This window comes from Micromonospora sp. NPDC005553, from assembly GCF_042871765.1.
GTDB lineage: Bacteria > Actinomycetota > Actinomycetes > Mycobacteriales > Micromonosporaceae > Micromonospora.
In genome coordinates this window covers 1,230,435-1,255,580 of record NZ_JBIAJD010000001.1, presented here as the reverse complement: position 1 = coordinate 1,255,580, position 25,146 = coordinate 1,230,435, and the positions used below count along the sequence as shown (strand labels likewise).

Below are 25,146 nucleotides of genomic sequence, written 5' to 3'. Positions count from 1 at the left end.
CAGCCAATGGAAGGGAATTGCGCGATGGAAGAGTTCCGGATCGACATCCCACAACCCGACGTCGACGACCTGCGTCGACGACTGGCCGCCACCCGCTGGCCCGGCGAGCTCGCCAGCGTCGGCTGGGACCGCGGCGTGCCGCTGGCCTACCTGCAGGAGCTCACCGACTACTGGGCCACCACCTTCGACTGGCGGGCCGCGGAGGCTCGGCTCAACCAGATGCCCCAGTTCCGGACCGAGATCGACGGCGCGATGATCCACTTCGTGCACGTGCGCAGCCCGGAACCGGACGCGGTGCCGCTGATCCTCACCCACGGCTGGCCCGGCTCGTTCGCGGAGTTCACCGAGATCGTCGGCCCGCTCACCGACCCGCGCGCACACGGTGGCGACCCGGCCGACGCGTGCCACGTGGTGATCCCGTCGCTGCCCGGGTACGGCTTCTCCAGCCTGCCGGACACCGGCTGGGACGTGGTGCGGATCGCCTCCGCGTGGTCGGAGCTGATGCGCCGGCTCGGCTACGACAGGTACGTGGCGCAGGGCGGTGACGCCGGATCGGTGATCTCGCAGGCGCTCGGCGTCATCGACCCGACGCACTGCGCGGGGGTGCACGTGAACATGCTGATGACCTTCCCGTCCGGCGACCCGGCCGACCTGGACGGCCTGAGCGAGCGGGACATGGCGCGGCTGGGCCGGCTGCGCGAGTTCGACGAGCACCTGTCCGGTTACATGAAGATCCAGCAGACCCGCCCCCAGACGCTGGCGTACGCGCTCACCGACTCACCGGTCGGGCAGCTCGCCTGGATCGTGGAGAAGTTCCGGGAGTGGACCGACAGCGAGAAGGTGCCCGAGGACGCGGTGTCGCGCGACGACATCCTGACGCTGGTGTCGCTGTACTGGTTCACCGCCACCGCCGGGCCCTCGGCGCAGTTCTACTACGAGGGCGCGGCCGCGGTGAAGGCGGCGGCCGCCGGGGCGGCGCCCCCTCCGATCACCGTGCCGGTCGGTGTGGCCGTGTTCCCGAAGGACATCTTCCTGCCGGTACGCCGATTCGCCGAGGCACACATCCCCACCATCGCCCGGTGGACCGAGTTTGACCAGGGCGGTCACTTCGCCGCCCTGGAGCAGCCCGGCCCCCTGGTCGACGACGTCCGGGAGTTCGTGCGTCTGGTGCGCTGATCGACAACCGCCACGGCCGGCCGGGTGATCCCGGCCGGCCGTGGTGTGCGTCAGAGAACGACCGCGCCGGTGGTGATGGCGGACAGCAACGTCCTGGCCTGGACGTTGACATAGTGCCCGTGCCGGAGCAGCGCGGTCAGCTGGCCCGGTGTCAGCCAGCGGTATCCCGGCGGCGGATCGGCGGGCGCCGCGTCGGACTCCAGGACGACGCAGCGGTTCTCCGCGTGGTAGAAACGCCCGCCCTCCTCGGCGTGCACCACGTCGTACCGGATCTGGCCGGGCGTCGCCGACCTGATCAGGTCCAGGAATGCCGGCCCGGTGCCCGAGCCGTGGTGCCCGGGTGTGCACTGTACGGTCGGCCCGAGCTCCACTGTGTTGTGGAAGCCGGCCTCCACCCGGGCGTGCGTGAGCAGATGCGGCACGCCGCCGAACCGGCGGGTCAGGAACGCGATCAACCCTCGTTCCAGCGGTTCGAAGAGTGGCTGGGTCCAGCCGCGTACCTCGCGGTTGTCGGCTTCGACCGAGACCGCCATCACCCGGAAGTAGCGCGGCGGGACGTGTTCGATGGTCCGTTCGCCGATGGTCCAGCCGGGCAGCCCGCGCAGCGGCACCAGCCGGCCGTGGAGGTCGTGGCGTGTGCGTTCCGCGGTGAACCAGGAACGCACCTCGGTGTCGTCGTGCCGGGCCACCGCATCGCCGAAGGTCACTGGCGCGCAGGCCAGGACCGTACGGGTGTCCATGTTGATCAGGTTGTCGACCTGCATCAGACGGCCGATCTGGCCGAGGGTGAGCCAGCAGAAGTCCGCGCCGGCGTCGACCGGGGCGCCAGTCTCGACGATCATGTTCCGGTTCGTCTTGTGGTGGAACCAGGACCCGTGCTCCGACTGCAGCACGTCGGTGAGCGGCCGGCCGCGATGCGGATCGGTGAAGAGCTCCAGGTGGCGCACCGGTGCCCCGCGGTGCGCCCCGGTGTAGTTGCTGCGGGTGGCCTGAACCGTCGGCGAGAGCTGCACCGGTGTCGGGTTGCCGGGCTCGGCCTTGGCCTGCAGGAGGAAGTGCAGAACGCCGTCGAACTCGGTGGCGACGATGCCCAGGATGCCCACCTCGGGCTGGTTGATGATCGGCTGCCACCACTCCAGGTGCGGCGACCCACCGGTGCGTACGTGCAGGCCCTCCACAGTGAAGAAACGGCCGCTGTGGTGCACCAGGTTGCCGGTGCCCGGAGCGAACCCCCAACCGTCCAACTCCTGGAACGGGATCGGCGTCACCCGGAACCGCTGGGCGCGCGCCCGCTCCGCCAGCCAGCCCGGCACGTCCGTCGTACGGATGGCCGCGCCGGCCTCGGTCTCGGCCGCCGAGCGAGCCAGGCGTTGCGCCAGCCCGTCGTCCTCACGCGGGCGCAGCCGAAGCGCCGCCCCCGGCGCGCTCACGCGGCCAGCTCGATCCGGGTGTCGTCACCGATCACCAGCCGGTGCGCGAGGCCGTCGCCCGCACTGACCGTCGCGGCGCGCCCGATCAGCGACCGGGCCAGTGGCGGCACCGCCGAGATGGTGGCACCAGCGAGCACCACCGAGTCGGCCACGTTGCACCGACGCAGGACGCAGTCCGGGCCGACGGCGGTGAACGGCCCCACCGTGCTGTCCTCGACGAGGGTTCCCGCCCCGATGACGGCCGGGCCGTCGATGCGGGAGCGCACCACCCGGGCGCCGGGCTCAACGACGACGTGCCCGGTCAGGATGCTGGCCGGGTCGACGTCGCCGGCGATGCCGGGCGTCAGATCGGCCAGCATCCGGCGATTGCAGTCGAGCAGGTCGTCGACCTGCCCGGTGTCCTTCCAGTAGCCGTCGTAGACGCTGGCACGTACGTCCGCGCCGGACGCGAGGAGCCACTGGACCGCGTCGGTGATCTCCAGCTCCCCGCGGGTGCTCGCGTCGATCGCGGCCACCGCCTCGTGCACCGCCGCCGTGAAGAAGTAGACGCCGATCATCGCCAGATCGCTGCGCGGCCGGGCCGGCTTCTCCACCACCCGCAGCACGGTGCCGTGCGGGTCGAGCTCGGCGACGCCGAACTCCTGCGGGTCGCTGACCTTGTGCACCACGATCTGGGCGGCCGGGCGGTGCACACGGAAGTCGGCGGCGATGTCGGCGACACCGTCGGGCAGCACGTTGTCGCCCAGGTACATGACGAAGTCGTCGTCGCCGAGGAAGGAACGTGCCAGCCGGACGCAGTCCGCGAGCCCGCGCGGCTGGTCCTGGTGCAGGTACGTGATCGGTACGCCGAAACGCCGGCCGTCGCCCAGCGCCATCCTGATGTCGGGCCCCCACCGACCGACCACCACCCCGATCTCGGTGACGCCGAGGCCGCTGACGGTTTCCAGCACCAGTTCCAGTACCGGTCGATTGGCCACGGGGAGCAGTTGTTTCGGCATGGAATGACTGAGCGGGCGGAATCGGGTGCCGGAACCGCCCGACAGGACCAGAGCCTTCACCGTGGAAATTCCTTTCCTTGCAGGAAGTGTGGACGCTCGTTCAGTGGCGTCCGGCGACGAATTCCCGGATGGTCCGCCCGACGTGGAGGATCATGTCGTCGGTGATGCCGGGATAGACGCCGATCCAGAAGGTGCCGTGCACCACCGCGTCGCTGTTGGACAGGTCACCGGCGACCCGGAACTCGACATCCCGGTAGGCCGGGTGCCGGGTCAGGTTGCCGCTGAACAGCAGCCGGGTACGGATCTGCCGCTCCTCCAGGTGTTGCTGCAGCTCACCGCGGCCAAACGGTGCGTCAGGCGTGACGGTGAGCGCGAACCCGAACCAGCTCGGATCCGAGCCCGGTGTGGGACGCGGCAGCAGCAGTCCCGGCACTCCGTCGAGCTCCTCGCGCAGCCGCTGCCAGTTCTTGCGCCGAGCCTCACCGAACGCCTGGATCCGCTCCAGCTGGCTCAGCCCGAGCGCCGCCTGCAGGTCGGTCGCCTTCAGGTTGTAGCCGACCTGCGAGAACGTGTACTTGTGGTCGTAACCGGCCGGCAGTGTGCCGAGCTGCCAGTCGAACCGCTTCTTGCAGCGGTTGTCCTCCCCGGGCTCGCACCAGCAGTCGCGCCCCCAGTCGCGGAAGGACTCCACGAGGTGGGCCAGTTCCACGCTGTCGGTGAGCACGCAGCCGCCCTCGCCCGTGGTGATGTGGTGGGCCGGATAGAAACTGACAGTGCTGAGGTGGCCGAACGTGCCGGTGAGCCGCCCGCCGTACAGCGAGCCGACCGCGTCGCAGTTGTCCTCGACGAACCACAGCCCGTGCCGCTCGGCCAGTTCGGCGATCTCGGCTGCCTCGAACGGGTTGCCGAGCGCGTGGGCGATCATGATGGCGCGGGTGCGTGGCCCGATCGCTGCCGCCACCCGCTCCGCTGTGGTGTTGTACGTGCCGAGTTCCACGTCGACGAACACCGGTATCAGGCCGTTCTGCACTATCGGGTTCACTGTGGTGGGAAAGCCCGCCGCCACCGTGATGACCTCGTCGCCGGGCCGCAGACGCCGGTCTCCCAGCTCGGACGCGCGTAGCGCGGACAGGGCGAGCAGGTTCGCCGACGATCCCGAGTTGACCAGGTGGGCCTTGCGGAGGCCGAAGTACCGCGCGAAGGAGCGCTCGAACCGCAGCGCGTGGAACCCCGCGGCGATCCGCATGTCCAGCGCCGCCTCGACCAGCGCCAGCCGGTCTTCGGCTTCGAGCACGGCGCCGGACGACAGCACCGGCGTGACGCCCGGAACGAACTCCTGGTCGTCGGGTGTGCGTTCGGTGTGATAGGCCCGGACCAGGTCCAGGATCATTGCCTTGAGGTCCGGGGTCATGGTGTGCTCGCCTCCTGCGCGGGGTGGCCGGGGAACGGGTGGGACCGGGCGGCCTGCCAGATCCCGAGCAGCGTCTCGGGCAGCTCCCGGCGCGCCGACCAGCCGAGCACCGTGTACGCCCGGCGGGTGTCGGCCCGCTGCCAGTCGCCGTCGGCGGAGCGTGCGCCGGTCGTCGGCGCCGGCCGCAGCTCCAGTCGGTAGGGGACACCGCTGACCTCGGCGAGCGCCCGGACCAGTTCCTCTGCGGTCCGGGTGACACCCGACCCGATGTTGAACAGCCCGGGAGCGATCTGCCGTGCCGTGCCGGCGGCCAGGACGGCGTCGGCGGCGTCGCGTGCGTCCACGTAGTCGCGGTACTGCGCCAGGTCCGTGAGCTCCAGGTGTGCCGTCGTACCGGTCCGGTGCGCCGCCACCAGGCGGTTCACCGTCCGGCCCAGCACGCTGACCGGTGACATGCCGGCGCCGATGACGTTGAACAGCCGCAGCACCACCGCCTCGACCCCGTGCCGGGCCGCGAGGCGGCGTACCAGCTCGGTGCCGGCCAGCTTCGACCGTCCGTACGCGCTGCGCGGTGCGGCCGGGGAGTCCTCGGTCAGGGCTGTCGGCGGTGGCTGCGGCGCGTACTCCAGCGATGAGCCGAGATGCACCAGCCGGGCGTCGGCACCGGCCTCGGCCACAGCCCGCACCACGAGTCCGGCGAGTTCGACGTTGGCGGCGGTGAGCCGGTCGGGCTCCGGCCGCCAGATCTCACCGGCGGCGTTGACCACCACGCCGGGCCGCGCCGCGCGGATCGCCTCGGTCAGCGACCCTGTCGCGACCTCGGGTGGGCGCCCGACCACGACCACGTCCCAGCCGGCCGAGGTCAGCCGGTCACGGACGTGCCGGCCCAGCAGACCCGTGCCGACCACCAGGGCGCGCCCGGTCACGGCTCGCCCAGGCCGGCGGCCCGGCGGATGGTGTCGACCAGCCGCGCGTGCCCCAGCATCTCGGCGTGGTGCCCGGACAGGTCGTGCTCGCCGTACACCGCCGCCACGAAGGTGCGGACCAGCGCGGCGAACTGGTCCTCGGCGGCCAGCGTCCGCGACTCGCGGTGGTCCTGCTGGCGCAACCCGAGCACCGGGCGGTGTTCCGGCGGCGGGGTGAACGCGCGCTCCAGGCGCAGCTCACCGGTGCTGCCCCACAGCTCGTACCCGCTGCGGTAGAAGTGCTCGAAGCCGAACCCGACCTGCACCGCGACCTGGTTCGGCCCGCTCAGCAGCACGGTGCCCGCCACGTCCACGCCGGACGGTCCGGTGCGCAGGTCCGCGCCCACCACCCGCAGGCTCGGGCCGACGAAGTGACGTGCCGCGCGCAGAGGGTAGAAGCCGACGTCGAGCAGCGCCCCGCCGCCCAGGTCCGGGCGGTACCGGATGTCGCCGTTGTGCAGCGGCGGAATCCCGAACACGCTGCTGAAGGCGCGTAGCTCCCCGATCTCGCCGGCCGCGTACGCGCGGCGCACCGCGGCGTGCTGGCCGTGCAGGAGGAACGCGGAGTTCTCCATCAGGGTGAGGCCGCGCTCGGCCGCCTGGGCAACCAGATCCGCTGTCTGCTTTTCGGTGCCCACCATCGGCTTCTCGGCGAGCACATGCTTGCCGGCGGCCAACGCCGCGCCCGCCCACCGGTGCCTCAGGCCGATCGGCAGCGGCAGGTAGACCGCTTCCACGTCGGAACGCTCGAGCAGCTCCTCGTACCGGTTCACCGCGGCGCAGCCGAATCGGGCCGCGAAACGGTCGGTGCGTGCCGGGTCACGTCCGGCGATCGCGACGGTACGCAGACCCGGTTCCGCCGCAGCCGCAGGCAGCAGCTTGCGCCACGCGATGTCCGCGCAGCCGAGCACGCCCAGGCGAACGGGGACCGGCACGTGGTTCATCGGCGTCGCCCCAGAACGAGAGCGACCCGCAACCGCACGTACAGCATGGGAATCACCTGATCACCATCGCGGAGCACCGCCCGGGACGGCATCTCACACGTTGCGCAGCCGGGTCGTCCGTCCGCTGAGCGCAACTTGCGAGATGCCCGGGATGTCGCCGCTGCGGCACAGTGGTGCCATCGCAGGCAGCGTCGCCTGTCGATGTTCGGTCCGGGCGCCGGGCGGCACCGCAATCTGGAAGAAGATCGCGCGTGGCCAGAGCAAGCAGACTGAGCCGGATCAGTCGACTTATACCGATGGGTAGGTGCTCACATGGTTGCATCGCGCCGGCAGTTCCTCGGCTCGGCCGCTGCTGTCTCCGGCGCTGCTGTCACCGGCTTGGTCCTGCAGCCCGGCGCTGCGCAGGCCGTCGGTCACAGCGGTGGGGCGGCCTTGCCGAATGTGGTGGTGCGTCCGGACGACCCGCGTTACCCCGAACTGCTGACGCGCGGGTTCAACGCGCGTTTCGTCTTCTCCCCGGATTCGATCGTGCTGGCCTACTCGGCCGGCCAGGTCCAGGAGGCGGTGCAGCGGGCGGTCAAGGAGGGCCGCAAGTTCACCGTCCGCAGCGGCGGGCACTGCCTCGAGGCGTTGGTCGCCGACCCGCGCTTCGACATGCTCATCGACGTGTCCCCGATGCACCAGGTTTCCTGGGACGCCAAGATGAACGCCTTCTCGGTCGGCGCGGGCAGCACGCTCGCGCAGGCGTACAAAGCGCTCTACCTGGGTTGGGGCGTGACCATCCCCGGTGGGGTGTGCCCACCGGTGGGCATCGGCGGACACACCGCCGGCGGGGGATACGGGCCGCTGTCCCGGCGGTACGGTCTCATCTCCGATCACCTGTACGCGGTCGAGGTGGTGACCGTCGACGCCAAGGGCAAGGCCCGCATCGTCGTCGCCACGCGCCGCCCCGACGACCCGAACCGCGACCTGTGGTGGGCGCACACCGGTGGTGGCGGCGGCAACTTCGGCGTCGTCACCCGGTACTGGTTCCGCGACCCGCGGGCCACCGGAAACAACCCGACCAAGGCGCTGCCGCGGCCGCCGGCCCGGCTCCTGATGACCTGGGTGACCTGGCCATGGGAGTCGCTGAGCCAGGCGGACTTCAAGCGGCTGGTGCAGAACCACGGAGCCTGGCACGCGGCCAACAGCGGGCCGGACTCGCCGTACGTCGTCATGCACAGCGCCCTGCACCTCAACATGAAGAGGGACTACGCGCTCTACCTGGAGTGCCGGATGGACGCCACGGCGCCCAATGCCCGCCGGATGGTTGAGGACTACATCGCCGCTGTCTCCGAGGGCGTGTCAGTGCAGGGCTACGTCGAGATGAACGAGGAGCTCTGGCTCGCCAACGCGTTGTTCGAGTACCCCCGTTCGCTCGGCGCCCGGACGAAGTCGGCGGGCAGCAACCTGCGCAAGCCGCTCACCGACGACCAGATCGACATCGTCTACGGGGCGCTGACGGACCCCGACGCCAAGAACTCCTGCCTGGTCTATCTCGGTGCCTACGGCGGGCAGGTCAACGCGGTTGCGTCGGACGCCACCGCGGTGCCCCAGCGCGACTCCATTCTGCGCTTCTGGATCGACTCCACGTGGGCCGATCCGAACGCCGACGCGGAGGCCGTGGAGTGGACCCGCCGGCTCTACCGGGACGTGCACGCCGCCACCGGCGGGGTGCCGGTCCCGAACGACCAGTACGACGGTTGCTACATCAACTACCCGAGCAAGGACACCAGGGACCCGGCGTGGAACACGTCAGGGGTGCCCTGGCACGACCTCTACTACAAGGACAGCTACCCGAAGCTTCAGCGGATCAAGAAGAAGTACGACCCGCTGAACACCTTCCAGCACGCGATGTCCATCGAGCCCGCCTGACCGGGCGGTTCGTCCAGGCCTTGCCCGCAGACCGCTGACACAGCCGGTCGCGAAGCGGCCCCACGCCCATCGACATGACGGGTGTGGGGCCGGTTGCGTACTGCCCTGACGACGGTGTGACGGAAGAGGTGGCGGTCCTTGCCGGACAGCCGGGACGACCTGAGTCCCGGCCGAGGAGATCCGATCAGCAAACGGAGGACCGACATGACGAGCCCGGACGGCAATGCCAACGCCACGACCAAGGTGTTCCTGGTGCAACAGGGTGTCTGGGAGATGCCGCTGGAGTCGATGCCGCTGGCGTCGGGCTATCTGAAGTCGACGGCCCTGGCCGACGACCGGATCCGCGACGCCTGCGACATCAGCATCCACAACTTCCGCGGCGGCACCACCAACGCCACCATGGCCAACGCCCTGTTCAGCGACGAGCCGCCGGACGTTCTCGCGTTCAGCGTGCTGGGCTGGAACTACCGGTCCTTCGGATCACTGGCCGCGACGTTCAAACAGCTCAACCCGGACGGCTGGGTCGTCTTCGGTGGCACCCACGTGGCCGAGCAGGCCGACCGGGTGTTCCGGATGTTCCCCGAGGTCGACGTCGTGGTCAACGGGGAGGGCGAGCTGACGTTCCGCGATCTGCTCAACTGCTACCTGGACGGCGTGGACAAGCACGCGCTGCACGCGGTGGCGGGTGTGTCGTTCCGCGAAACCGACGGCGCCACCTGTCACAACGTCGCCCGTGACCGGATCGAGGATCTCGAGATCATACCGTCGCCCTTCCTGACCGGGGCGCTGGAGATGACCGACGCCGACGGCAACTTCCGGTACGACGTGGCGCTGATGGAGACCAACCGGGGCTGCCCGTACAAGTGCGCGTTCTGCTACTGGGGCGGTGCCGTCGGGCAGAAGGTCCGGGCGTTCTCGCCGGAGCGGATGCGCGCCGAGCTTGAGATGTTCGGCCGGCTCAAGGTGCACACCGTGGTCGCCTGCGACGCCAACTTCGGGCTCCTGCCCGGTGACGTGGAGTTCGTCGAGACGCTCATCGAGACTCGGGACCGGCTCGGTTTCCCGCGCGCGCTGGAGACGTCCTGGGCGAAGAACAAGTCGAAGACGTTCTTCCGCATCGTCAAGATGATGAAGGAGGCCGGCATGCGGAGCTCCTTCACGCTCGCGCTGCAGACGCTCAGCGACACCGCACTGGACACCATGAACCGGCGCAACATGAAGGTCAACGAATGGGAGGACCTCGCCGCCTGGCTGGACGAGGAGGGGCTCGACTGTTACGCCGAGCTGATCTGGGGCGCGCCGGGTGAGACAGTGCAGTCCTTCATGGAAGGCTACGACCGTCTGTCGCGGCGGGTGTCGCGGATCGCGGTCTACCCGATCCTGCTGTTGCCCAACACCGACTACATGGAGAAGAAGGAGCAGTACGGCATCAAGGCCGTCCGCGGTGACAACGACGACTTCGAGTACGTGCTCGCGCACAACACCATGACCTTCGCCGAGAACCAACAGATGCAGCGGTTCCTCTTCATGGCGCGGGTGGTGGCGGAGAACGCGGTCCTGCGCTGGATCTGGCCGGCGCTGCGGCACCTCGCCGGCATCACCCAGTCCCAGGTGCTGCGCCACCTGGACACCTGGATCAGCACCACTGACGACCCGGCGGCCGCGCCACTGCGAGGGTACGCCGCGACCGCTGTCGGCGGAACCGGCGCGTTCGGGGCGGCGATCACCTACCTCTACACCGACCCGGACGCCGAGCGGATGCTGCACCGCTGGTGGGACGAGGCGATCCGGCCGCTGGTGCCCGCCGAGGCGGCGCCGGTGCTGGACGAGGTGTTCCGGTACGACCTGCTCACCCAGCCGGTCTACCGCCCTGCCGACCATCCGGTCGGTGAGGACCTGCCGGTGGTGCTGGTACGCGATGAGGAGTACTACCTGCGCAGCGGGGTGCGGCTCCGCTACGACGTGCCGGCCATCGTCGCGGCCATCCGGCGCGGCGAGGAGCCGGACCTGTCGCCGGTGGACTTCACCGTCGACCTGTACTACCGCACCGGCTCGGAGTCGGCGGTCACGTCGACCAACCACGAGATCGTCGTGCACTTCATGGGGATGACCGCCGAGGAGGTCCACGACAACGCGCGGGGGAGTGCCGAGGGCCTGAGCGAGGCGGAGTTCGAGGCCACCTCGGCGTCGCGGTCCGCGGAGGCCGGCTCCCCGGCTCCGGACGGACGGACCACGCTCGGGATGCTCAAGGCGGACAAGGGCGGCTGTTCCTGAGACACGCTGCGGGCCCGGTGCCTCAACAGGAGGCGCCGGGCCCTGGCGTGCGCGCCGGCGCGCCTTCTCACGAACAGACTGAGGCGTGGACGCCGGTCGCGGGCAAAATGAGGCGTGGACGCTCGACGAGCGCCCACGCCAGCTCAGGGGTCCGCGGCGATCGCCGCCGCCTACTACGTCGCCAGGTGCGGCGCGGTCCAGCCGTTCAGGTCGTACTCGGACAGGCACTGCTCGACCAGGGCGATCATGTCGTCGGTGACGCCGGCCTGGGTGCCGCGGCGCAGCACCTGGGCCCGGTTGTCGTCCGGGTTGCCGGCGTGGTTGCGCTCGTACAGCTCCTGACGCCCGCCGAACTCCGTGCCGACCGCGTCCCAGAGCAGCTTCATCACCTTCACCCGCTGCTCAGCGTCGGTGCCGTGCGAGCCGCGCAGGTACCGGTCCAGGTACGGGCGGATCTCCGGGTTGTGGAAGTCGGCGACACCCGAGTTCAGGTAGATCAGCCCACTGCCCGCGGTGTGCTGGACGATCTCGCGCATCTTGCCGTACGCCATCGGGGCGAGGGTCCGGTACGTCAGCGCGTACTCCTCGTTGGGCTGCACGTAGCCGTCGGCCCACGGCCGGGACCGCTCGATCATGGCGTCGGACAGCGCCCACATCAGATGCCGCCAGACCATCAGCTCACCGATGTTGCCCTGTACCTGACGGAACTCGTCGGTGCCGTTGATCTCCACGGCCTTCATCAGCAGGCCGCAGATGAAGTCGAACTTGACCGCCAGCCGGGTGGCGCCGTGCAGGGAGAACCGCGGCATGAAGCCGGAGTCGTGGAAGAACGTGTTCGCCTTCTCCAGGTCGCCGTAGACGAAGACGTTCTCCCACGGGATCAGGGCCTGGTCGAACACGATGACCGCGTCGTTCTCGTCCATCCGGCTCGACAGGGGATAGTCGAACGGGCTGGCGGTGCGGGCCGCGGTCATCTCGTACGAGGTGCGGCAGAGCAGCTTCACCCCGGGGACGTTCATCGGCGCCATGAACACGACACCGAACTGCTTCTCCTTGATCCGGAGCCCGTGGTGGGCGATGAAGTTGTAGTTGGTCAGCGCGGACCCGGTCGCCACCACCTTCGCCCCGCTCACCACGAGGCCCGCGTCGGTCTCCCGGTCCACGTGCACGTACACGTCGGCGACCTGCTCGGGGCGCAGGTGGCGGTCCACCGGCGGGTGCACGAGCGCGTGGTTGACGTGCAGCACGCGCTCCTGGCACTCCTTGTACCAGCGCCGGGCGTTGTCACCGAACGGGGCGTAGAAGTCGGCCTTGGCGCCCAGGGTGGCGAGGAACGACGCCTTGTAGTCGGGCGAGCGGCCGAGCCAGCCGTAGCACCGTCGCTGCCACGCCGCGATGGCGTCGCGCGAGCGGCGCAGGTCGGCCGCGTCGACCGGGGCGCGGAAGAACGGATGGGTGAAGCCACCGTTGCCGGTGTCGGTAGGGACGGTCAGCACGTCGCGGTCCGGCGACTCCCAGAGCGCGTCGTACATGTTCGCGATGGTCCGGGCATTGTTGCGAAAGGCCGGATGCTCGGTGACGTCCTTGATTCGCTCGCCGTACAGCCAGATCTCCCGACCGTCGCGCAGGCTTTCCAGATATTCGGCACCGGTGAATGGCCGTAGTCCGGACGGTTGCGCCTCCGGCGTCTCCGTCGTGGATTCTGCGCTCGGCATCGGCAATCAGCTCCTCGGCGTGGCGGTGCGGATATTCATGGAGCGTGCCAGCCGGCTCGGTGGCACGACAAGGCAATGGAAGCGGAACGGCAATTCAGGAGATGCCGCTGCTACGCAAGGAATGCGAGCGTGAGCGGGCGACGATCAGATTCTTACGACCCACGAGGGGGCACGGTGGCACGGGACGAGATGAGCGCCAAAATCTGGTCCATGGCGGGGCTCGGTACGCCGATGGCGATCCGGACGGCGGCGACGCTGCGCCTGGCCGACCACATCGACGCCGGTGCCGACACCGCCGAGGCGATCGCGGGGGCCGAGGGGGTGAACGCCGACGCGCTGGAGCGGGTCATGCGGTACCTGGCCGTCCGGGGCCTTTTGACCCGGGAGAGCGGCGGGCGGTACTCACTGACCCCGCTTGGCGCGGTGCTGCGGGAGGACCACCCGTCGAAGGCCCGCGCCCGGCTGGACATCGAGGGTTCCGTCGGCCGGGCCGAACTGTCGTTCGTGCAGTTGCTGCACAGCGTACGGACGGGAGAGGCCGGTTTTCCGGTCCAGTTCGGCCGTTCCTTCTGGGAGGACTGGGCCGCCGACCCGGAGCGGGCCGCGAACTTCAACCGGCTCACCAGCGACCTGGAGTCACGGTCTCCGGAGATCGTCGAAGGCATGGACTGGGGTCCGCTGGGCTGGGTCGTCGACGTCGGCGGCGGCAACGGCGCGCTGCTGATCGGGCTGCTCAACGCCTACCCGACGCTGCGTGGCACGGTGCTCGAGATGCCGGACAACTGCGAGGCCGCCCGCAAGTCGGTCGCGGAGTCGGACCTGGGGGAGCGCCTGGACGTGGTGGCCGGCAGCTTCTTCGACCCGCTGCCGGCCGGCGCCGGCGGGTACGTGCTGTCGTTCGTGCTGCACAACTGGGCCGACGACCCTGCGCGGGAGATCCTGCGCCGGTGCGCGGAGGCCGCCGGGCAGACCGGCGCGGTGCTGGTGGTCGAGCAGACCGGACCCGGTGGGGAGGCTACCCACACCGGAATGGACCTGCGCATGCTGACGGCCTGCGGTGGTCGGGAGCGGACCGCCGCCGATCTGACCGCCCTCGCGGCATCCGTCGGGCTGCACGCTGTGGCCGTCCATCCGGCCGGCTCGTTCTCCATCGTGGAGCTGCGCGCGGCAGGCTGACCTGCCATTCCGTTGCCGCCGTCGCGCCACCGGGTGGGTTACCCTGTGCCGCATGCGCTTCGGGATGCTCGGTCCGCTCGAGGTCTGGACCGCCGACGGCAAGCCGGTGCGCATCCCGGAGCTCAAGGTCCGCGCGCTGCTGGCCGACCTGTTGGTCCACGACGGTCGGCCGGTGGCGGCGCACCGGCTCATCGACGACCTCTGGGGCGACCGACTGCCCGCCAACCCGGCCAGCGTGCTCCGCAGCAAGATGTCGCAGCTCAGGCGGGCACTGGACGACGCCGAGCCGGGGGCGCGCGATCTGGTCACGCATTCCCCGGCCGGGTATGCCCTTACCGCCGGCGACGACGCGGTGGACGTCGGCCTGTTCACCGAGATGGTGGGCCGAGCCCGCCGCGCCGTCCACCCCCGGGACAGGATGGCGCTGCTGACCGATGCCCTGGCGCTGTGGCGCGGCCCCGCGCTTGCCGATTTCCCGGACGAGGCGTTCGTCCGCCCGGCTGTCACGCGCTGGTCGGAGGCCCGGCTGATCGCTCAGGAGGAGTGGGCCGAGACAGCGCTCGATCTGGGTCGACACGCCGACGTGCTGGCCGATCTCGGCGACCTTGTGGAACGCCATCCGTTGCGCGAGCGTTTCCGCGCGGCGCGGATGCGGGCGCTGTACCAGTGCGGCCGGCAGGCCGAGGCGCTCGACGAGTTCCGGGTCTTCGGCGACCGCATGCGCGACGAGATGGGGCTCGACCCGGGGCCCGAACTGGTCGCCCTGCACCGCGCCCTGCTCCGCCAGGACCCGGCGCTCACCGGCCCGGCCACGACGCCGGTGCCGATCGAACCCGAACGCGGGAACCTGCCGGCCCCGCTCACCGGGCTGATCGGCCGGGACGCCGCGGTCGCCGACGCGGCTCGACTGCTGGACGCCGGCCGCCTGGTCACCCTGACCGGTCCGGGCGGCGTCGGCAAGACCCGGCTAGCGGTGGCCGTCGCCGCGCGGATCGCACCCGGTGTGCCGGCCGGCGCGTGGATGGTCGAGTTCAGCACCGTGCCGCGTCCGGCCGGCGGCGGACGGGCGCCGTCGGCCGTGATCGACGCCGTCGCCGGCACGCTTGGGCTCCGGGACGACGGCCGCTCGGGCAGCGCCGGCGGTGTCGACCGACTGGTGGCGGCGCTGCGGGGTCGGCGTCTGCTGCTGGTGCTGGATAACTGCGAGCACGTCGTCGAAGATGTCGCCGAGCTCGGCCGCGAACTGCTGGATGCCTGCCGCGACCTGCGCATTCTTGCCACCAGCCGGGAGTCGCTCGGTGTGCCCGGCGAGGTTCTGGTGCCGGTGCCGCCCCTGGCGCCGCCGGAGGCGGGTACGACGACGGTCGCGCAACTGCGTCGGTCCAGCGCCGGGGAGCTCTTCCTGGCGCGGGCGGCCGCCTCCGAGCCCGGCTTCGCCCCCGACGACGAGAACGCGGCAGCGGTGGCCACCGTCTGCCGACGGCTCGACGGCATACCGCTGGCCCTGGAACTGGCCGCCACCCGGGTGCGCACGATGGGGATCACCGAACTGGCCGCCCGCCTCGACGACCGGTTCCGACTGCTGGCTGCCCACCGGCGCGGCGGCCCGGCCCACCACGCCACCCTGCGCACCATGATCGACTGGAGCTGGGACCTGATCGGCGCGGACGAACGGGCCGTGCTGCGACGGCTGTCGGTGTTCACCGACGGCTGCGCGCTGTCATCCGCCGAGGAGGTGTGCGCCGATCCGCCCGCCGCCGGGGGAGTGTCCCGTGCCGACGTGGCGTACCTGCTCGGGCGACTGGTGGACTGCTCGCTGGTCACGCTCGTGGAGAACGCCGACGGGGTGCGGTACAGGATGCTGGAGTCGGTGGGGGCGTACTGCGCCGAGCGGCTGCGCGAGTCCGGCGAGGACGAGGCGGTGCGACTGCGGCACGGCACCTGCCAGGCCGCCCTCGCCGAGGAGGCGGACCAGAATCTGCGCGGTCCCGTCCAGCGCCGGTGGCTGCGCCGGTTGGACGCCGAACAGGCCAACCTGCGGGCGGCCCTGGCCGCGGCGATCGAGCGTGGCGACGCGGTGCTCGCCCTCCGGCTGGCCTGCGCCTGCGCCTGGTACTGGGTACTGCGCGGCCACTTGGGCGAGGGCCGCCGTGCGCTGGCGGCGGCGGCCGCGGTGCCGGGCGAGGCGCCGGCCGGCCGGCGTGCCCTGGCGCTGCTCTGGGAGGCGGGCATGGCAGCGCTCGGGGGCGATGACCCACACGACCTGCTGTGCCGGGCGGAGGCCGAGGGTGAGGCCGGTGCCGACCCGCACGCCGTGGCGCGGGCCCGCTGGTTGCTCGCCTCGGCGCTGCCCGAGGATGTCACCGCCCGGCCCGGCGACGGCCGGTTGGACGGAGTGCTGTCGGACTTCCGTAGCCTCGGCGACCGCTGGGGGGCGGCGGCCGCGCTGAGTAGCCTGGCCTGGACGGCGCTGCTGCGCGGAGACGTCGCCGCGCTGCGCCGCGACGCGGAGCGGAGTCTGGAGGAGTTCCGCGATCTCGGCGACCACTGGGGAGTGTTGCAGGCCACCAATCCGTTGGCCGCGCTGGCCCGGATGACCGGGGACAGCAGCCGTGCCGCGCGGCTGCACCGCGATGCCCTCCGCATCGCCCGCGAGCTGGGCCTGTGGCCGGAGGTGTCGTACCAGCTGAACGAACTGGGACGGATCGCGCTGGACGCCGGCGACCACGCCGCCGCCGGCGACCTGCACGCCCAGGCCCGGCACATGGCAAAGGAACAGTCCAATCTGGCCCTGGAGCAGTTCGCCGACCTGGGGTTGGCGATCACGGCACGCCGGCAGGGCCGATGGGACGCCGCCGAGCGACTGCTGCACCCGTGGCTGGAGTGGAACAGGCAGGCCGGCTGGCATGCCGGCGTGGCCGCGGTCGGCGCGGAGCTCGGCTTCGTCGCCGAGCAGCGCGGTGCGGCCGACGACGCGCTGCACCGGCACCGGGAGGGCTTCGCCGCGGCTCAGGACAGCGGTGACCCGCGAGCGGTGGCGCTCGCCCTGGAGGGGCTCGCCGGGGCGTACCGGCTGGCCGGTGACCCGGTGCGGGCGGCCCGACTGCTGGGCGCGGCGGACGCCGCCCGCGACGCGGCGGGACTGCCGTCACCGGACGCGGACCGGCACGACTCGCGACGCGTCGCCGGGCTCCTGGCCGCCGACCTGGGCCCGGCCCAACTGGTCGCGGAGCGCGCCGCAGGGGCCGGCGCGCCGCTCGACGACCTGCTGCGCGACGACCGGTCGATGGCCCGGCGCTGACGAGCCTGCGCAACGCAGGAGATGAACATCGGGTCGTACCCGTGTGATGCTTCAGCTCGCGAGACAGTGAATTCCCGGCCGAGGGGATCCGGATGTCAGAACAATCGCGCGCCGATCTCGAGAAGCACGTCAATGCGATCTGGGAGGACGTTCTCGACACCGCGGCCGGTCCGCCCGACGCGACATTCTTCGAATTGAACGGGCAGTCGATAGCGGCTTTTCGCATCGTCGCGCGGATAAGTGACCGGACCGGCATCGACGTGCCCGTCGAGGAATTGTTCAAGGATCCGACACGCGCCGCCTTCGCCCGGGCGGTTCTCGCGCGTGCGCAACGGCGCTGACCCGAGCGGGCTCGACCACGTGGAAAGGCACGGTGGAATGGTGTACGCAGAGAACCGCTTCCCGTTCTCCATCGAGCAGGAGTTCCTGCGCGGGCAGCATCAGGAGGACGGCTCCACGGCGGGGTTCGGCCCGCGCCCCATCTCCAGCGGTGGCTGGCGGCTCACCGGGCCGGTCGACGCCGACCTGCTCCGCGGGGCTCTGGACGACGTCATCGCCCGGCACGAACCACTGCGGACCATGGTGATCAGGGGCGCCGACGGCTGGGAACAGGAGGTGCGGGACCCGTGCCCGGCCCGGCTCCAGGTGCATGACCTGGGCGACGACCCGGACGGCCGGGGCGTACGGGCCGAGCGGTTCCTCGACGAGGCTGAGTCCGGTCACTTCGACGCGGACGAGCTTCCCCTGCTCTGGGCGTACCTGGGCCGTTTCGACGACCGGGACGCGGTGCTGGTGCTTGTCGCGTACCTCCCGCTGATCGATGTGTGGTCACTGGGCATCGTCATGGACGACCTGGCCGCGTGTTACGCCGCCCGCCTGGCCGGCGGCAAGCCCGACCTGCCGGACCCACCGCGGTATCGCGACTACGTGCGACGCACCGAGGGAGATGCCGCTGCCGGCGGGTCCGACCCGTCCTTCGAGTACTGGCGTGAGCGGCTGGCTGGAGCGCGCCCCGTCGTCATCGCCGCGGACCGGCCGGCGAACCCCGACCATCCGGGCGTCACCCGCGTCGACCGTTTCCAGATCGACGCCCGGATCGGCTCGGCCGCCCTGCGTCTGGGTCGTGCGACGGGAAGCTCACCGTTCATGGTGATCTTCGCGGCGCAGCTCATCCATCTCCAGCGGATGACTGGTGTCTCGGACGGGGTGGTGTGGACGCTCACCCCCGGACCCGGCCGCCGGCACGAGTGGGCCGAGGCCACGGTCGGCTACTTCGTCAACATGTCACCGCTGCGAACCGACATCTCGGGCTGTGCCACCTACCGCGACGTCCTCGCCCGGGTGCGCGCCACCTGCCTGGAGGCATTCCCGCACGAGGTGCCGTTCGTCGGACTGGCGCAGCGGGCCCCGGACGTCATCGCGGGGTTGGAACAGGGCGGCATGGTCGTGCCGGGCTTCGCGGTGTTCCAGAACCCCGCGGCGTCGAAGACCCGGTCCGCCGGTGCGGTCGAGTACGCGCCGGTGCGTCGGCGGTTGTCCCAGGCGCAGGGCCCGGGCATCCCCGACGACGCGATCCTGTGGACCATCGACATCGACCCGGACGGTGAGATCTTCTGCGCCGTCAGCTCGAGCACGGACCGGTTCGAGCAGGCCACAGTGGACCGCATGCTGGCCGAGTTCCGCGACCTGTTCGGCAGGGTCCTGGCCGACCCGGACGCGCCGCTGGCCGGCGCCCGTACCCACGAAGGGGCGCACTCGTGAGCACGCTGCCTCCCGGCTACCAGCTGGTCACCGACCTCCCGGACGACCGGTACGGGGAATGGCTGGACTGCTGGCTCGGTGCCTTCGGCAACCCGGTCAGCGCCGATCCCGAGATCCTCGACTTCTACCGGCGCACGCACCCGCCGGATCGGGCCGTGGCGGTCGCCGACGACGAACGGTACGTCGCCACCAACACCGCGCTCGACCGTGACCTCGTGCTCCCCGGCGGAAACACGGTGCCGGCCGCCGCGTGCACCGGTGGTTCCGCGCACCCGGTGGTGGCCCGGCGCGGGTTGCTGCGCGCCACAGTCGCACACCTGAACCGGCGGGCCGTCGACGAGGGCAAGGCGATCGTCGTCGGGGGCGCGTCCGAGTGGCCGATCTACGGCCGGTTCGGTTCCGGCCCGGCGACCTGGTCCGACGCGGTCGAGTTCGACGTCCGGGCGGTCGGCCTGCGCGACGACGTGCCGGGCCGCGACCTGCGTCCTCGTCGGATCGACGGTACGCAGGCCCGGGACCTCGGGTACAAGCTGTACTCCCAGCAGGCGGCGCAGACGCCCGGGGAGGTGCTCACCCCCTCGTGCTACTGGGACCGGCTTGCCGGCGACCCCGCGTCCGGCGCGCTGGAGGAGGCTCTCGCCCTGGGCGCCCCGGGGTACGGGCCCCGGCACTGCGCCGCGATCGACGACCGTGGGCTGGTGACATACCGGATCATGCCGGACTGGACGGCGGAGTCCGCGCCGCAGAGCAAGCTGCACGTCATCGACTTCCTCGCGGCCGACCAGGAGGCGGAGGGCGCGCTCTGGCGGCACCTGTTCTCCGTCGACCTGGTCCGCGAGATCGACGTGTGGCGGATGCCGGTGGACAGCCCGCTGCGCTGGTGGGTCGACGACGCGCGACGGATGCGTGTCCGCCGCCAGGACGCCCTCTGGATCCGCCCGCTGGATGTGCCACGGCTCCTGCGCACCCGCGGCTGGGCCTGCGACGGCGTCCTCACGCTCACCGTGCACGACCCGGAGGGCCTGGCGGCCGGCACGTTCCGGCTGGAGGTGACCGACGGGCACGCCACGTGCGAGCCGGTCACCGCCGCGGCCGACCTGGAGATGGGCGTCGGCGCGCTGGCCGTCATCCTGCTCGGTGGCACCCCGGCGGCCGCGCTCACCCGGGCCGGCCGGATCAGCGCCCCGGACGCGCGCAAGGTGCGACTGTGGGACGCCATGGCGGTGCCGGAGCGCAGCCCGTACATCAGCTACTGGTTCTGACGGGGTCACCGTGACAGTGAGCCCGCTCGCCGTGACCGGGGCCCTGCACTTCACCGCGCCGGTGTTCCCCGACGACCGGGGCTTCTTCGGCACCCCGTTGCAGGCTGGCCTGTTCGCCGAGACCACCGGCCGTCCGCTGTTCCCGCTCGCGCAGGCCAGCTACAGCCGATCCCGGCGGGGGGTGGTTCGGGGGGTGCACTACACAGCCGCACCCCCCGGCGCCGAGAAGTACGTCTACTGCGTGCACGGCGCCCTGCTCGACATCGTGGTGGACATCCGGGTGGGGTCGCCCACGTACGGCCAGTGGGACGCGGTGCGGCTCACCGGCGACCGGATGGACGCGCTGTACCTGCCGGTCGGCGTCGGCCACGCCTTCGTCGCGCTGACCGACGACACCGTCATGCAGTACCTGCTCTCGCGGGAGTACGAGCCCGCTGACGAGCGCGCCGTCTCCGTCCTCGATCCGCGGCTGGGTCTGCCGGTGGGAAACCCCGCCGGGCACGATCTGTCCGAGCGCGACCGCGCCGCGCCGACCCTGGAGCAGGCAAGGGAGGCGGGGTTGCTGCCGGACTACGCCCGCTGCCGGGCGATCGAGGTGCGCAATCTGCGAGATGCCCCGGCCAGGGCGGCTGGTGGACGGTAGGCGGGCACACGACGACCCGACCGAAAGGGCACCGATGCGCGTTCTGTTCGCCACCTATGCGGAAACCACCCATTACTACAACATGGTCCCGCTGGCCTGGGCCCTGCGCACCGCCGGCCACGAGGTCCGGGTCGCCACCCAACCGGCCCTCATGGACGCGGTAGTGCAGTCCGGCCTGACCGCCGTGCAGGTCGGGGAGGACCACGACTTCATGTCGGTCATCGCGGCCAAGGCCGACGACCCGACCTGGGGCGAGCGGATCACCACGGCGCTGCGGACCGGCGGCGCCGACATGGACTATCCGGCCCTGCTGGCGTTCTTCGACGAGGCCGTGGAGACCTCGGCCAAGGTGTTCAACGACCCGATGGTCGACGCCCTCGTGGCGTACGCGCGGGAGTGGCAGCCGGATCTGATCATCTGGGAGAACTTCACCCTCGCCGGCGCCATCGCGGCCCGGGTCACCGGCGCCGCACACGCCCGTCTGCTCTGGGGAGCCGACGCGCAGACCCGCATCTACAACCGGTTCCAGGCGTTGCTCGCCGAGCAGCCCGAGGATCGGCGACGCGACCCGATGCAGGACTGGGCCGCCGCGCACCTGGAGCGGTTCGGAGTCACCTACGACGCCGACGTGCTGACCGGGCAGTACACCCTGGACCAGGCGCCGGAGAGCATGCGGCTGGACGTCGGGCTGCGGATCGTGCCGTTCCGGTATGTGCCGTACAACGGTCCGGCCCGGGTCCCTGGCTGGCTGCGCGAGCGCCCGGAGCGCCCGAGGGTCTGCGTGACCGCCGGCATCTCGATGCGTTACATGCTGGGCTACGACCCGATCCCGGTCTCGACGCTCAAGCTCTTCGCCGACGCCGACGTCGAGGTGGTCGCGACGCTGGCCGTCGACGAGAGCGAACTGACCGACGTGCCGCCCAACGTCCGGGTGGTGAACTTCGTGCCGATGCACGCGCTGCTGCCCAGCTGCGCGGCCGTCGTGCACATCGGCAGCGCCGGCGTGGTGTCGACGGCGATGGCGTACGGCGTGCCGCAGTTGACTCTCGTCCCCGACCTGTGGGACGCCGTCGTGCGCGCCGACATGTTGCGCGAGCAGGGCGCCGGCCTGGATCTGACGCTCGACCGGGCGACGCCCGAGGCGATCCGCGACAACGTCCTGCGGCTGGTGCACGAGCCGGAGTTCCGGGCGGCCGCGGACCGGATCCGGGGCGAGATGCTCGCCGAGCCGGCACCGAGCGAGATCGTGCCGGTTCTCGAGAAGATCGCCGCCCAGCGGTGACCCGGGGGTTCCGGCCGGCGCACGTCCGGCCGGAACCGAACCGGAACCCCGGCACGGAAGGCTGACCACTGTTGCGGGGAGGCCGGCGAGCCGGGGAGAGGTGACGCCAGGATGAGCGAGAACCATCTGCGGTTGGTGATCGTCATTGCCAGCATCCGCCGAGGCCGGTTCGGTCCGGTCCCGGCGCGCTGGCTGTGCGACGAGACCAACCGTGGTGGGCGCATCGAGGCGGACGTGATCGACCTCGCCGAGGCCCGCCTGCCCGAGGTCGCCGGCGACCCGGCTCCGCCCGCCGTTCGCGACCTCGCACCATGGCTGGCCGCCGCGGACGCGTTCGTCGTCGTCACACCGGAGTACAACGGCAGCTTCCCCGGGTCGTTGAAGACGGCCATCGACTGGTTCCGCGACGAATGGCGGCGCAAGCCCGTTGGCTTTGTCTGCTACGGCGGGCCGGCAGCGGGGCTGCGGGCGGTGGACCATCTGCGCCAGGTGTTCACCGACCTGGACGCGATGACGGTGCGCGACCCGGTGACCATCCCTCACCACCGGTCCGCCTTCGATCTCGCCGGCCGGCCGGTCGATCCCGGTCTGACGGTCGCGGCTGGTCGCATGCTCGAACAGCTCGTCTGGTGGGCCGACACGTTGCGGCGCGGACGCGTGGCGCCGACCGACACCCGACTCGGGAAACTTCAGGAAGGAATTCGATGACAACCGAAGGCACCACTGCGGCCGTGCCGCGGGCGGGCCGCCGGGAATGGATCGGGTTGGCTGTGCTCTGCCTGCCCACCCTGCTGGCCTCGGTGGACCTCACGGTCCTGTATCTCGCACTACCGCATCTCAGCGCCGACCTCGGCGCCACCACGACCCAGCAGTTGTGGATCGTGGACATCTTCGGGTTCCTCACCTCCGGCCTGCTGGTCACCATGGGCACGCTCGGTGACCGTTTCGGCAACCGCAGGATGCTGTTGATCAGCTCCGCCGCGTTCGCCGCGGCGTCGCTGCTGGCGGCGTACGCCACGACGCCGGAGATGCTCATCGGCGCCCGCGCCCTGCTCGGCGTGGCCGGTGCGGCAGGAATGCCCGCCGCCCTGGCCCTCATCACCCACATGTTCCGGGACCCGGCGCAGCGCGGCATGGCGATCGCGTCGTGGATGAGCTGCTTCATGGGCGGTCTGATGCTCGGGCCCCTGGTCGGCGGCATCATGCTCGAGTACTTCTGGTGGGGCTCGGCGTTCCTGCTCGCGGTCCCGATCATGGTCCTCGTCCTGGTGGTGGCGCCGGTGCTGTTGCCGGAGCGCCGCAACCCGGGCGCTGGCAAGCTCGACCTGCTCAGTGTCGCCATGTCCCTGGTCGCGATGATCTCGCTGGTGTACGGGCTGAAGAAGCTCGCCCAGGACGGCTTCACGGCACCGGCACTGCTCGCCATGGTGTTCGGCGTTCTGGTCGGCGTGCTCTTCGTGCGGCGGCAGCGGAGCCTCACCGACCCGCTGCTCGACCTGCGCCTGTTCGGCATAGCGACGCTGCGCGCCGCGCTCATCCTCGGCCTGCTGGTCAGCGCGCTCAACGGCGGCGCGTCGCTGCTGGTGACCCAGTTCCTCCAGGTGATCGAGGGGCTGTCACCGCTGCGGGCGGGCCTGTGGCTGCTGCCGCCGTCCCTGGCCATGATCATCGCGTTGTTCCTGGCGCCGGGCCTAACCGCCAAGCTGAAGGCGGGCCGGGTGATCGCGCTCGGGCTCGGCATCGGGGTGGTGGGCTATCTGATCCTGGCCCAGGTGGACAGCGTGGACGGTCTCGGGCTGCTCGTCGCGGGCTTCGCGGTGCTGCTGTTCGGTATGGGCCTGCCCTCGTCGCTGGGCACCATGCTGGTGATGGGCGCCGCGCCGCCGGACCGGATCGGCTCCGCGTCGTCGCTGCAGCAGACCAGCAACGAGTTCGGCATCTCGATCGGCATCGCCACGCTCGGCAGCATCGGCATGGCGACCTACCGCAGCGAGTTGGCGGACACTGTGCCCGACACGGTGCCGCCCGACGTGGTGGAGGCTGCCCGGGAGGGCATCGCTCCCGCCAGCGTGCTGTCCGCGCAGTTCCCCGACCTGCTGGTGCCGGCGCGGGCCGCGTTCACCGTCGGTCTGAACAACGTCGCCTGGGTCAGCGCGGCGCTGATGATCTGCCTGGCCGTCTTCGCGTACTTCGCCCTGCGGCACACGCAGCTGAGCGAGATGACGCCGCCGACCGACATTCCGCCGCTTGCCGAGCAGGCTACGGCCGCGGACGCCGCCGGCGTCGAGGCCGGCCGCACCGACGACGCCCCGCAGACCGTTCCGCCTCAACGCTGACGCCGATGCCCGGCGGGCCTGGCCCGCCGGGCGTCGCGGAAGGAGTAACCATGTCACTCGACGTGGATGGCACCCAGGTGACGCTGTGCCGGGACAGCGCGCGGCCCAGCGTGCGGCTGCGGCGCCGCTTTCCGGCACCGGTCGCCGAGGTGTGGCGGTGCCTCGTCGAACCGGATCAGGTCAACGCCTGGTGGACGCCGATGACCGTCGAGCTGGTGCCGGAGGCTGGCGCTGCGATGACGTTCACCTGGCCCGGTGGCGACACGGATCCGGGCCAGGTCCTCGCCGTCGACCCACCCCACCTCTTCGCGTACACCTGGGGTCCGGACACCCTGCGCTGGGAGCTGTCCGCCGCGGGGGACGGGACCGACCTCACGTTGCTGACCACGGTGGCCGACCCGGGCCACATCGCCTACAGCGCGGCTGGCTGGCACGCCGGCCTCGACCTGCTCGGAGATCACCTGGCCGGCCGCGAGGTCGTGCCACCCGGCCCCGATCCGGCACCTCCGGCGCTGGTCGAACGCTATCGTCGACTGCTCGACGGAGAACAGGGATGAC

At 71.2% G+C, this 25,146-nt stretch carries 19 protein-coding genes; 13 read left to right on the top strand and 6 right to left on the bottom strand.

Going from position 1 to position 25,146, the window contains the following annotated elements:
- The first annotated feature begins 24 nt into the window (after window positions 1-24).
- On the top strand, window positions 25-1,176 hold the full coding sequence (locus ACFYPG_RS05650) for an epoxide hydrolase family protein (protein ID WP_355008691.1): 1,152 nt from the start codon (window positions 25-27) through the stop codon (window positions 1,174-1,176).
- Window positions 1,177-1,226: 50 nt separating this feature from the next.
- Here ACFYPG_RS05650 and ACFYPG_RS05645 read toward each other — a convergent pair whose 3' ends face one another.
- Genes ACFYPG_RS05645 through ACFYPG_RS05625 form a run of 5 tightly spaced genes read right to left on the bottom strand, consistent with a single transcriptional unit; the run spans window position 1,227 to window position 6,924 of the window.
- On the bottom strand, window positions 1,227-2,606 hold the full coding sequence (locus ACFYPG_RS05645; RefSeq protein WP_357194100.1) for an NDP-hexose 2,3-dehydratase family protein: 1,380 nt from the start codon (window positions 2,604-2,606) through the stop codon (window positions 1,227-1,229).
- Entirely contained in the window at window positions 2,603-3,664 is a 1,062-nt protein-coding gene (locus tag ACFYPG_RS05640; RefSeq protein WP_387350516.1) for a glucose-1-phosphate thymidylyltransferase, read from the bottom strand. Before ACFYPG_RS05640 ends, ACFYPG_RS05645 begins: the two co-directional genes overlap by 4 nt.
- 40 nt (window positions 3,665-3,704) lie before the next feature.
- The gene (gene rfbH, locus ACFYPG_RS05635; protein ID WP_387350514.1) at window positions 3,705-5,015 is read right to left on the bottom strand and encodes a lipopolysaccharide biosynthesis protein RfbH; all 1,311 of its coding nucleotides are present in this window, start codon (window positions 5,013-5,015) and stop codon (window positions 3,705-3,707) included.
- Window positions 5,012-5,941 carry an NAD-dependent epimerase/dehydratase family protein gene (locus ACFYPG_RS05630; RefSeq protein WP_387350512.1) on the bottom strand — a complete coding sequence of 310 codons (930 nt, stop codon included), beginning with the start codon at window positions 5,939-5,941 and terminating at the stop codon, window positions 5,012-5,014. The genes rfbH and ACFYPG_RS05630 overlap by 4 nt, the downstream gene beginning before the upstream one ends.
- Entirely contained in the window at window positions 5,938-6,924 is a 987-nt protein-coding gene (locus ACFYPG_RS05625) for a Gfo/Idh/MocA family protein (RefSeq protein WP_387350511.1), read from the bottom strand. The genes ACFYPG_RS05630 and ACFYPG_RS05625 overlap by 4 nt, the downstream gene beginning before the upstream one ends.
- Window positions 6,925-7,236: 312 nt before the next feature.
- On the opposite strand from ACFYPG_RS05625, the gene ACFYPG_RS05620 reads away from it, so the two are divergent.
- Together ACFYPG_RS05620 and ACFYPG_RS05615 are read left to right on the top strand one after the other, a co-directional pair.
- Window positions 7,237-8,838, top strand: coding sequence for an FAD-binding oxidoreductase (locus ACFYPG_RS05620; RefSeq protein ID WP_355008697.1), 1,602 nt, complete (start codon window positions 7,237-7,239; stop codon window positions 8,836-8,838).
- Window positions 8,839-9,042: 204 nt separating this feature from the next.
- On the top strand, window positions 9,043-11,112 hold the full coding sequence (locus ACFYPG_RS05615; protein WP_387350508.1) for a KedN5 family methylcobalamin-dependent radical SAM C-methyltransferase: 2,070 nt from the start codon (window positions 9,043-9,045) through the stop codon (window positions 11,110-11,112).
- Between the two features lie 173 nt (window positions 11,113-11,285).
- Here ACFYPG_RS05615 and ACFYPG_RS05610 read toward each other — a convergent pair whose 3' ends face one another.
- Entirely contained in the window at window positions 11,286-12,827 is a 1,542-nt protein-coding gene (locus tag ACFYPG_RS05610; protein WP_355008698.1) for a 4-hydroxyphenylacetate 3-hydroxylase N-terminal domain-containing protein, read from the bottom strand.
- Between the two features lie 174 nt (window positions 12,828-13,001).
- Here ACFYPG_RS05610 and ACFYPG_RS05605 point away from each other — a divergent pair, with 174 nt between their 5' ends.
- The 10 genes from ACFYPG_RS05605 to ACFYPG_RS05560 all read left to right on the top strand — a co-directional run bounded on the left by ACFYPG_RS05605 (window position 13,002) and on the right by ACFYPG_RS05560 (window position 25,145).
- Entirely contained in the window at window positions 13,002-14,003 is a 1,002-nt protein-coding gene (locus ACFYPG_RS05605; protein ID WP_355008699.1) for a methyltransferase, read from the top strand.
- A 52-nt stretch (window positions 14,004-14,055) separates the two neighbouring features.
- Window positions 14,056-17,304, top strand: coding sequence for a BTAD domain-containing putative transcriptional regulator (locus ACFYPG_RS05600; protein ID WP_387350506.1), 3,249 nt, complete (start codon window positions 14,056-14,058; stop codon window positions 17,302-17,304).
- A gap of 92 nt (window positions 17,305-17,396) precedes the next feature.
- The gene (locus tag ACFYPG_RS05595) at window positions 17,397-17,645 is read left to right on the top strand and encodes a phosphopantetheine-binding protein (protein ID WP_387350504.1); all 249 of its coding nucleotides are present in this window, start codon (window positions 17,397-17,399) and stop codon (window positions 17,643-17,645) included.
- 37 nt (window positions 17,646-17,682) lie between these two features.
- The gene (locus ACFYPG_RS05590; protein ID WP_387350502.1) at window positions 17,683-19,065 is read left to right on the top strand and encodes a condensation domain-containing protein; all 1,383 of its coding nucleotides are present in this window, start codon (window positions 17,683-17,685) and stop codon (window positions 19,063-19,065) included.
- The gene (locus tag ACFYPG_RS05585) at window positions 19,062-20,327 is read left to right on the top strand and encodes a GNAT family N-acetyltransferase (RefSeq protein ID WP_387350500.1); all 1,266 of its coding nucleotides are present in this window, start codon (window positions 19,062-19,064) and stop codon (window positions 20,325-20,327) included. The genes ACFYPG_RS05590 and ACFYPG_RS05585 overlap by 4 nt, the downstream gene beginning before the upstream one ends.
- A gap of 10 nt (window positions 20,328-20,337) precedes the next feature.
- Window positions 20,338-20,970, top strand: a complete 633-nt coding sequence (locus ACFYPG_RS05580) for a dTDP-4-dehydrorhamnose 3,5-epimerase family protein (protein WP_387350498.1) — start codon at window positions 20,338-20,340, stop codon at window positions 20,968-20,970.
- 34 nt (window positions 20,971-21,004) lie between these two features.
- A complete protein-coding gene (locus ACFYPG_RS05575; protein WP_387350496.1) occupies window positions 21,005-22,252 on the top strand; it encodes an activator-dependent family glycosyltransferase in 1,248 nt (415 codons plus the stop codon).
- A 111-nt stretch (window positions 22,253-22,363) separates the two neighbouring features.
- Window positions 22,364-22,960 carry an NADPH-dependent FMN reductase gene (locus ACFYPG_RS05570; protein ID WP_355008706.1) on the top strand — a complete coding sequence of 199 codons (597 nt, stop codon included), beginning with the start codon at window positions 22,364-22,366 and terminating at the stop codon, window positions 22,958-22,960.
- Window positions 22,957-24,588 carry an MFS transporter gene (locus ACFYPG_RS05565; RefSeq protein WP_387350494.1) on the top strand — a complete coding sequence of 544 codons (1,632 nt, stop codon included), beginning with the start codon at window positions 22,957-22,959 and terminating at the stop codon, window positions 24,586-24,588. The genes ACFYPG_RS05570 and ACFYPG_RS05565 overlap by 4 nt, the downstream gene beginning before the upstream one ends.
- Before the next feature lie 50 nt (window positions 24,589-24,638).
- Window positions 24,639-25,145 (top strand): SRPBCC domain-containing protein, encoded by a 507-nt coding sequence (locus ACFYPG_RS05560; protein ID WP_387350492.1) that lies wholly within the window; start codon window positions 24,639-24,641, stop codon window positions 25,143-25,145.
- The last annotated feature ends 1 nt before the right edge of the window (window position 25,146 follow it).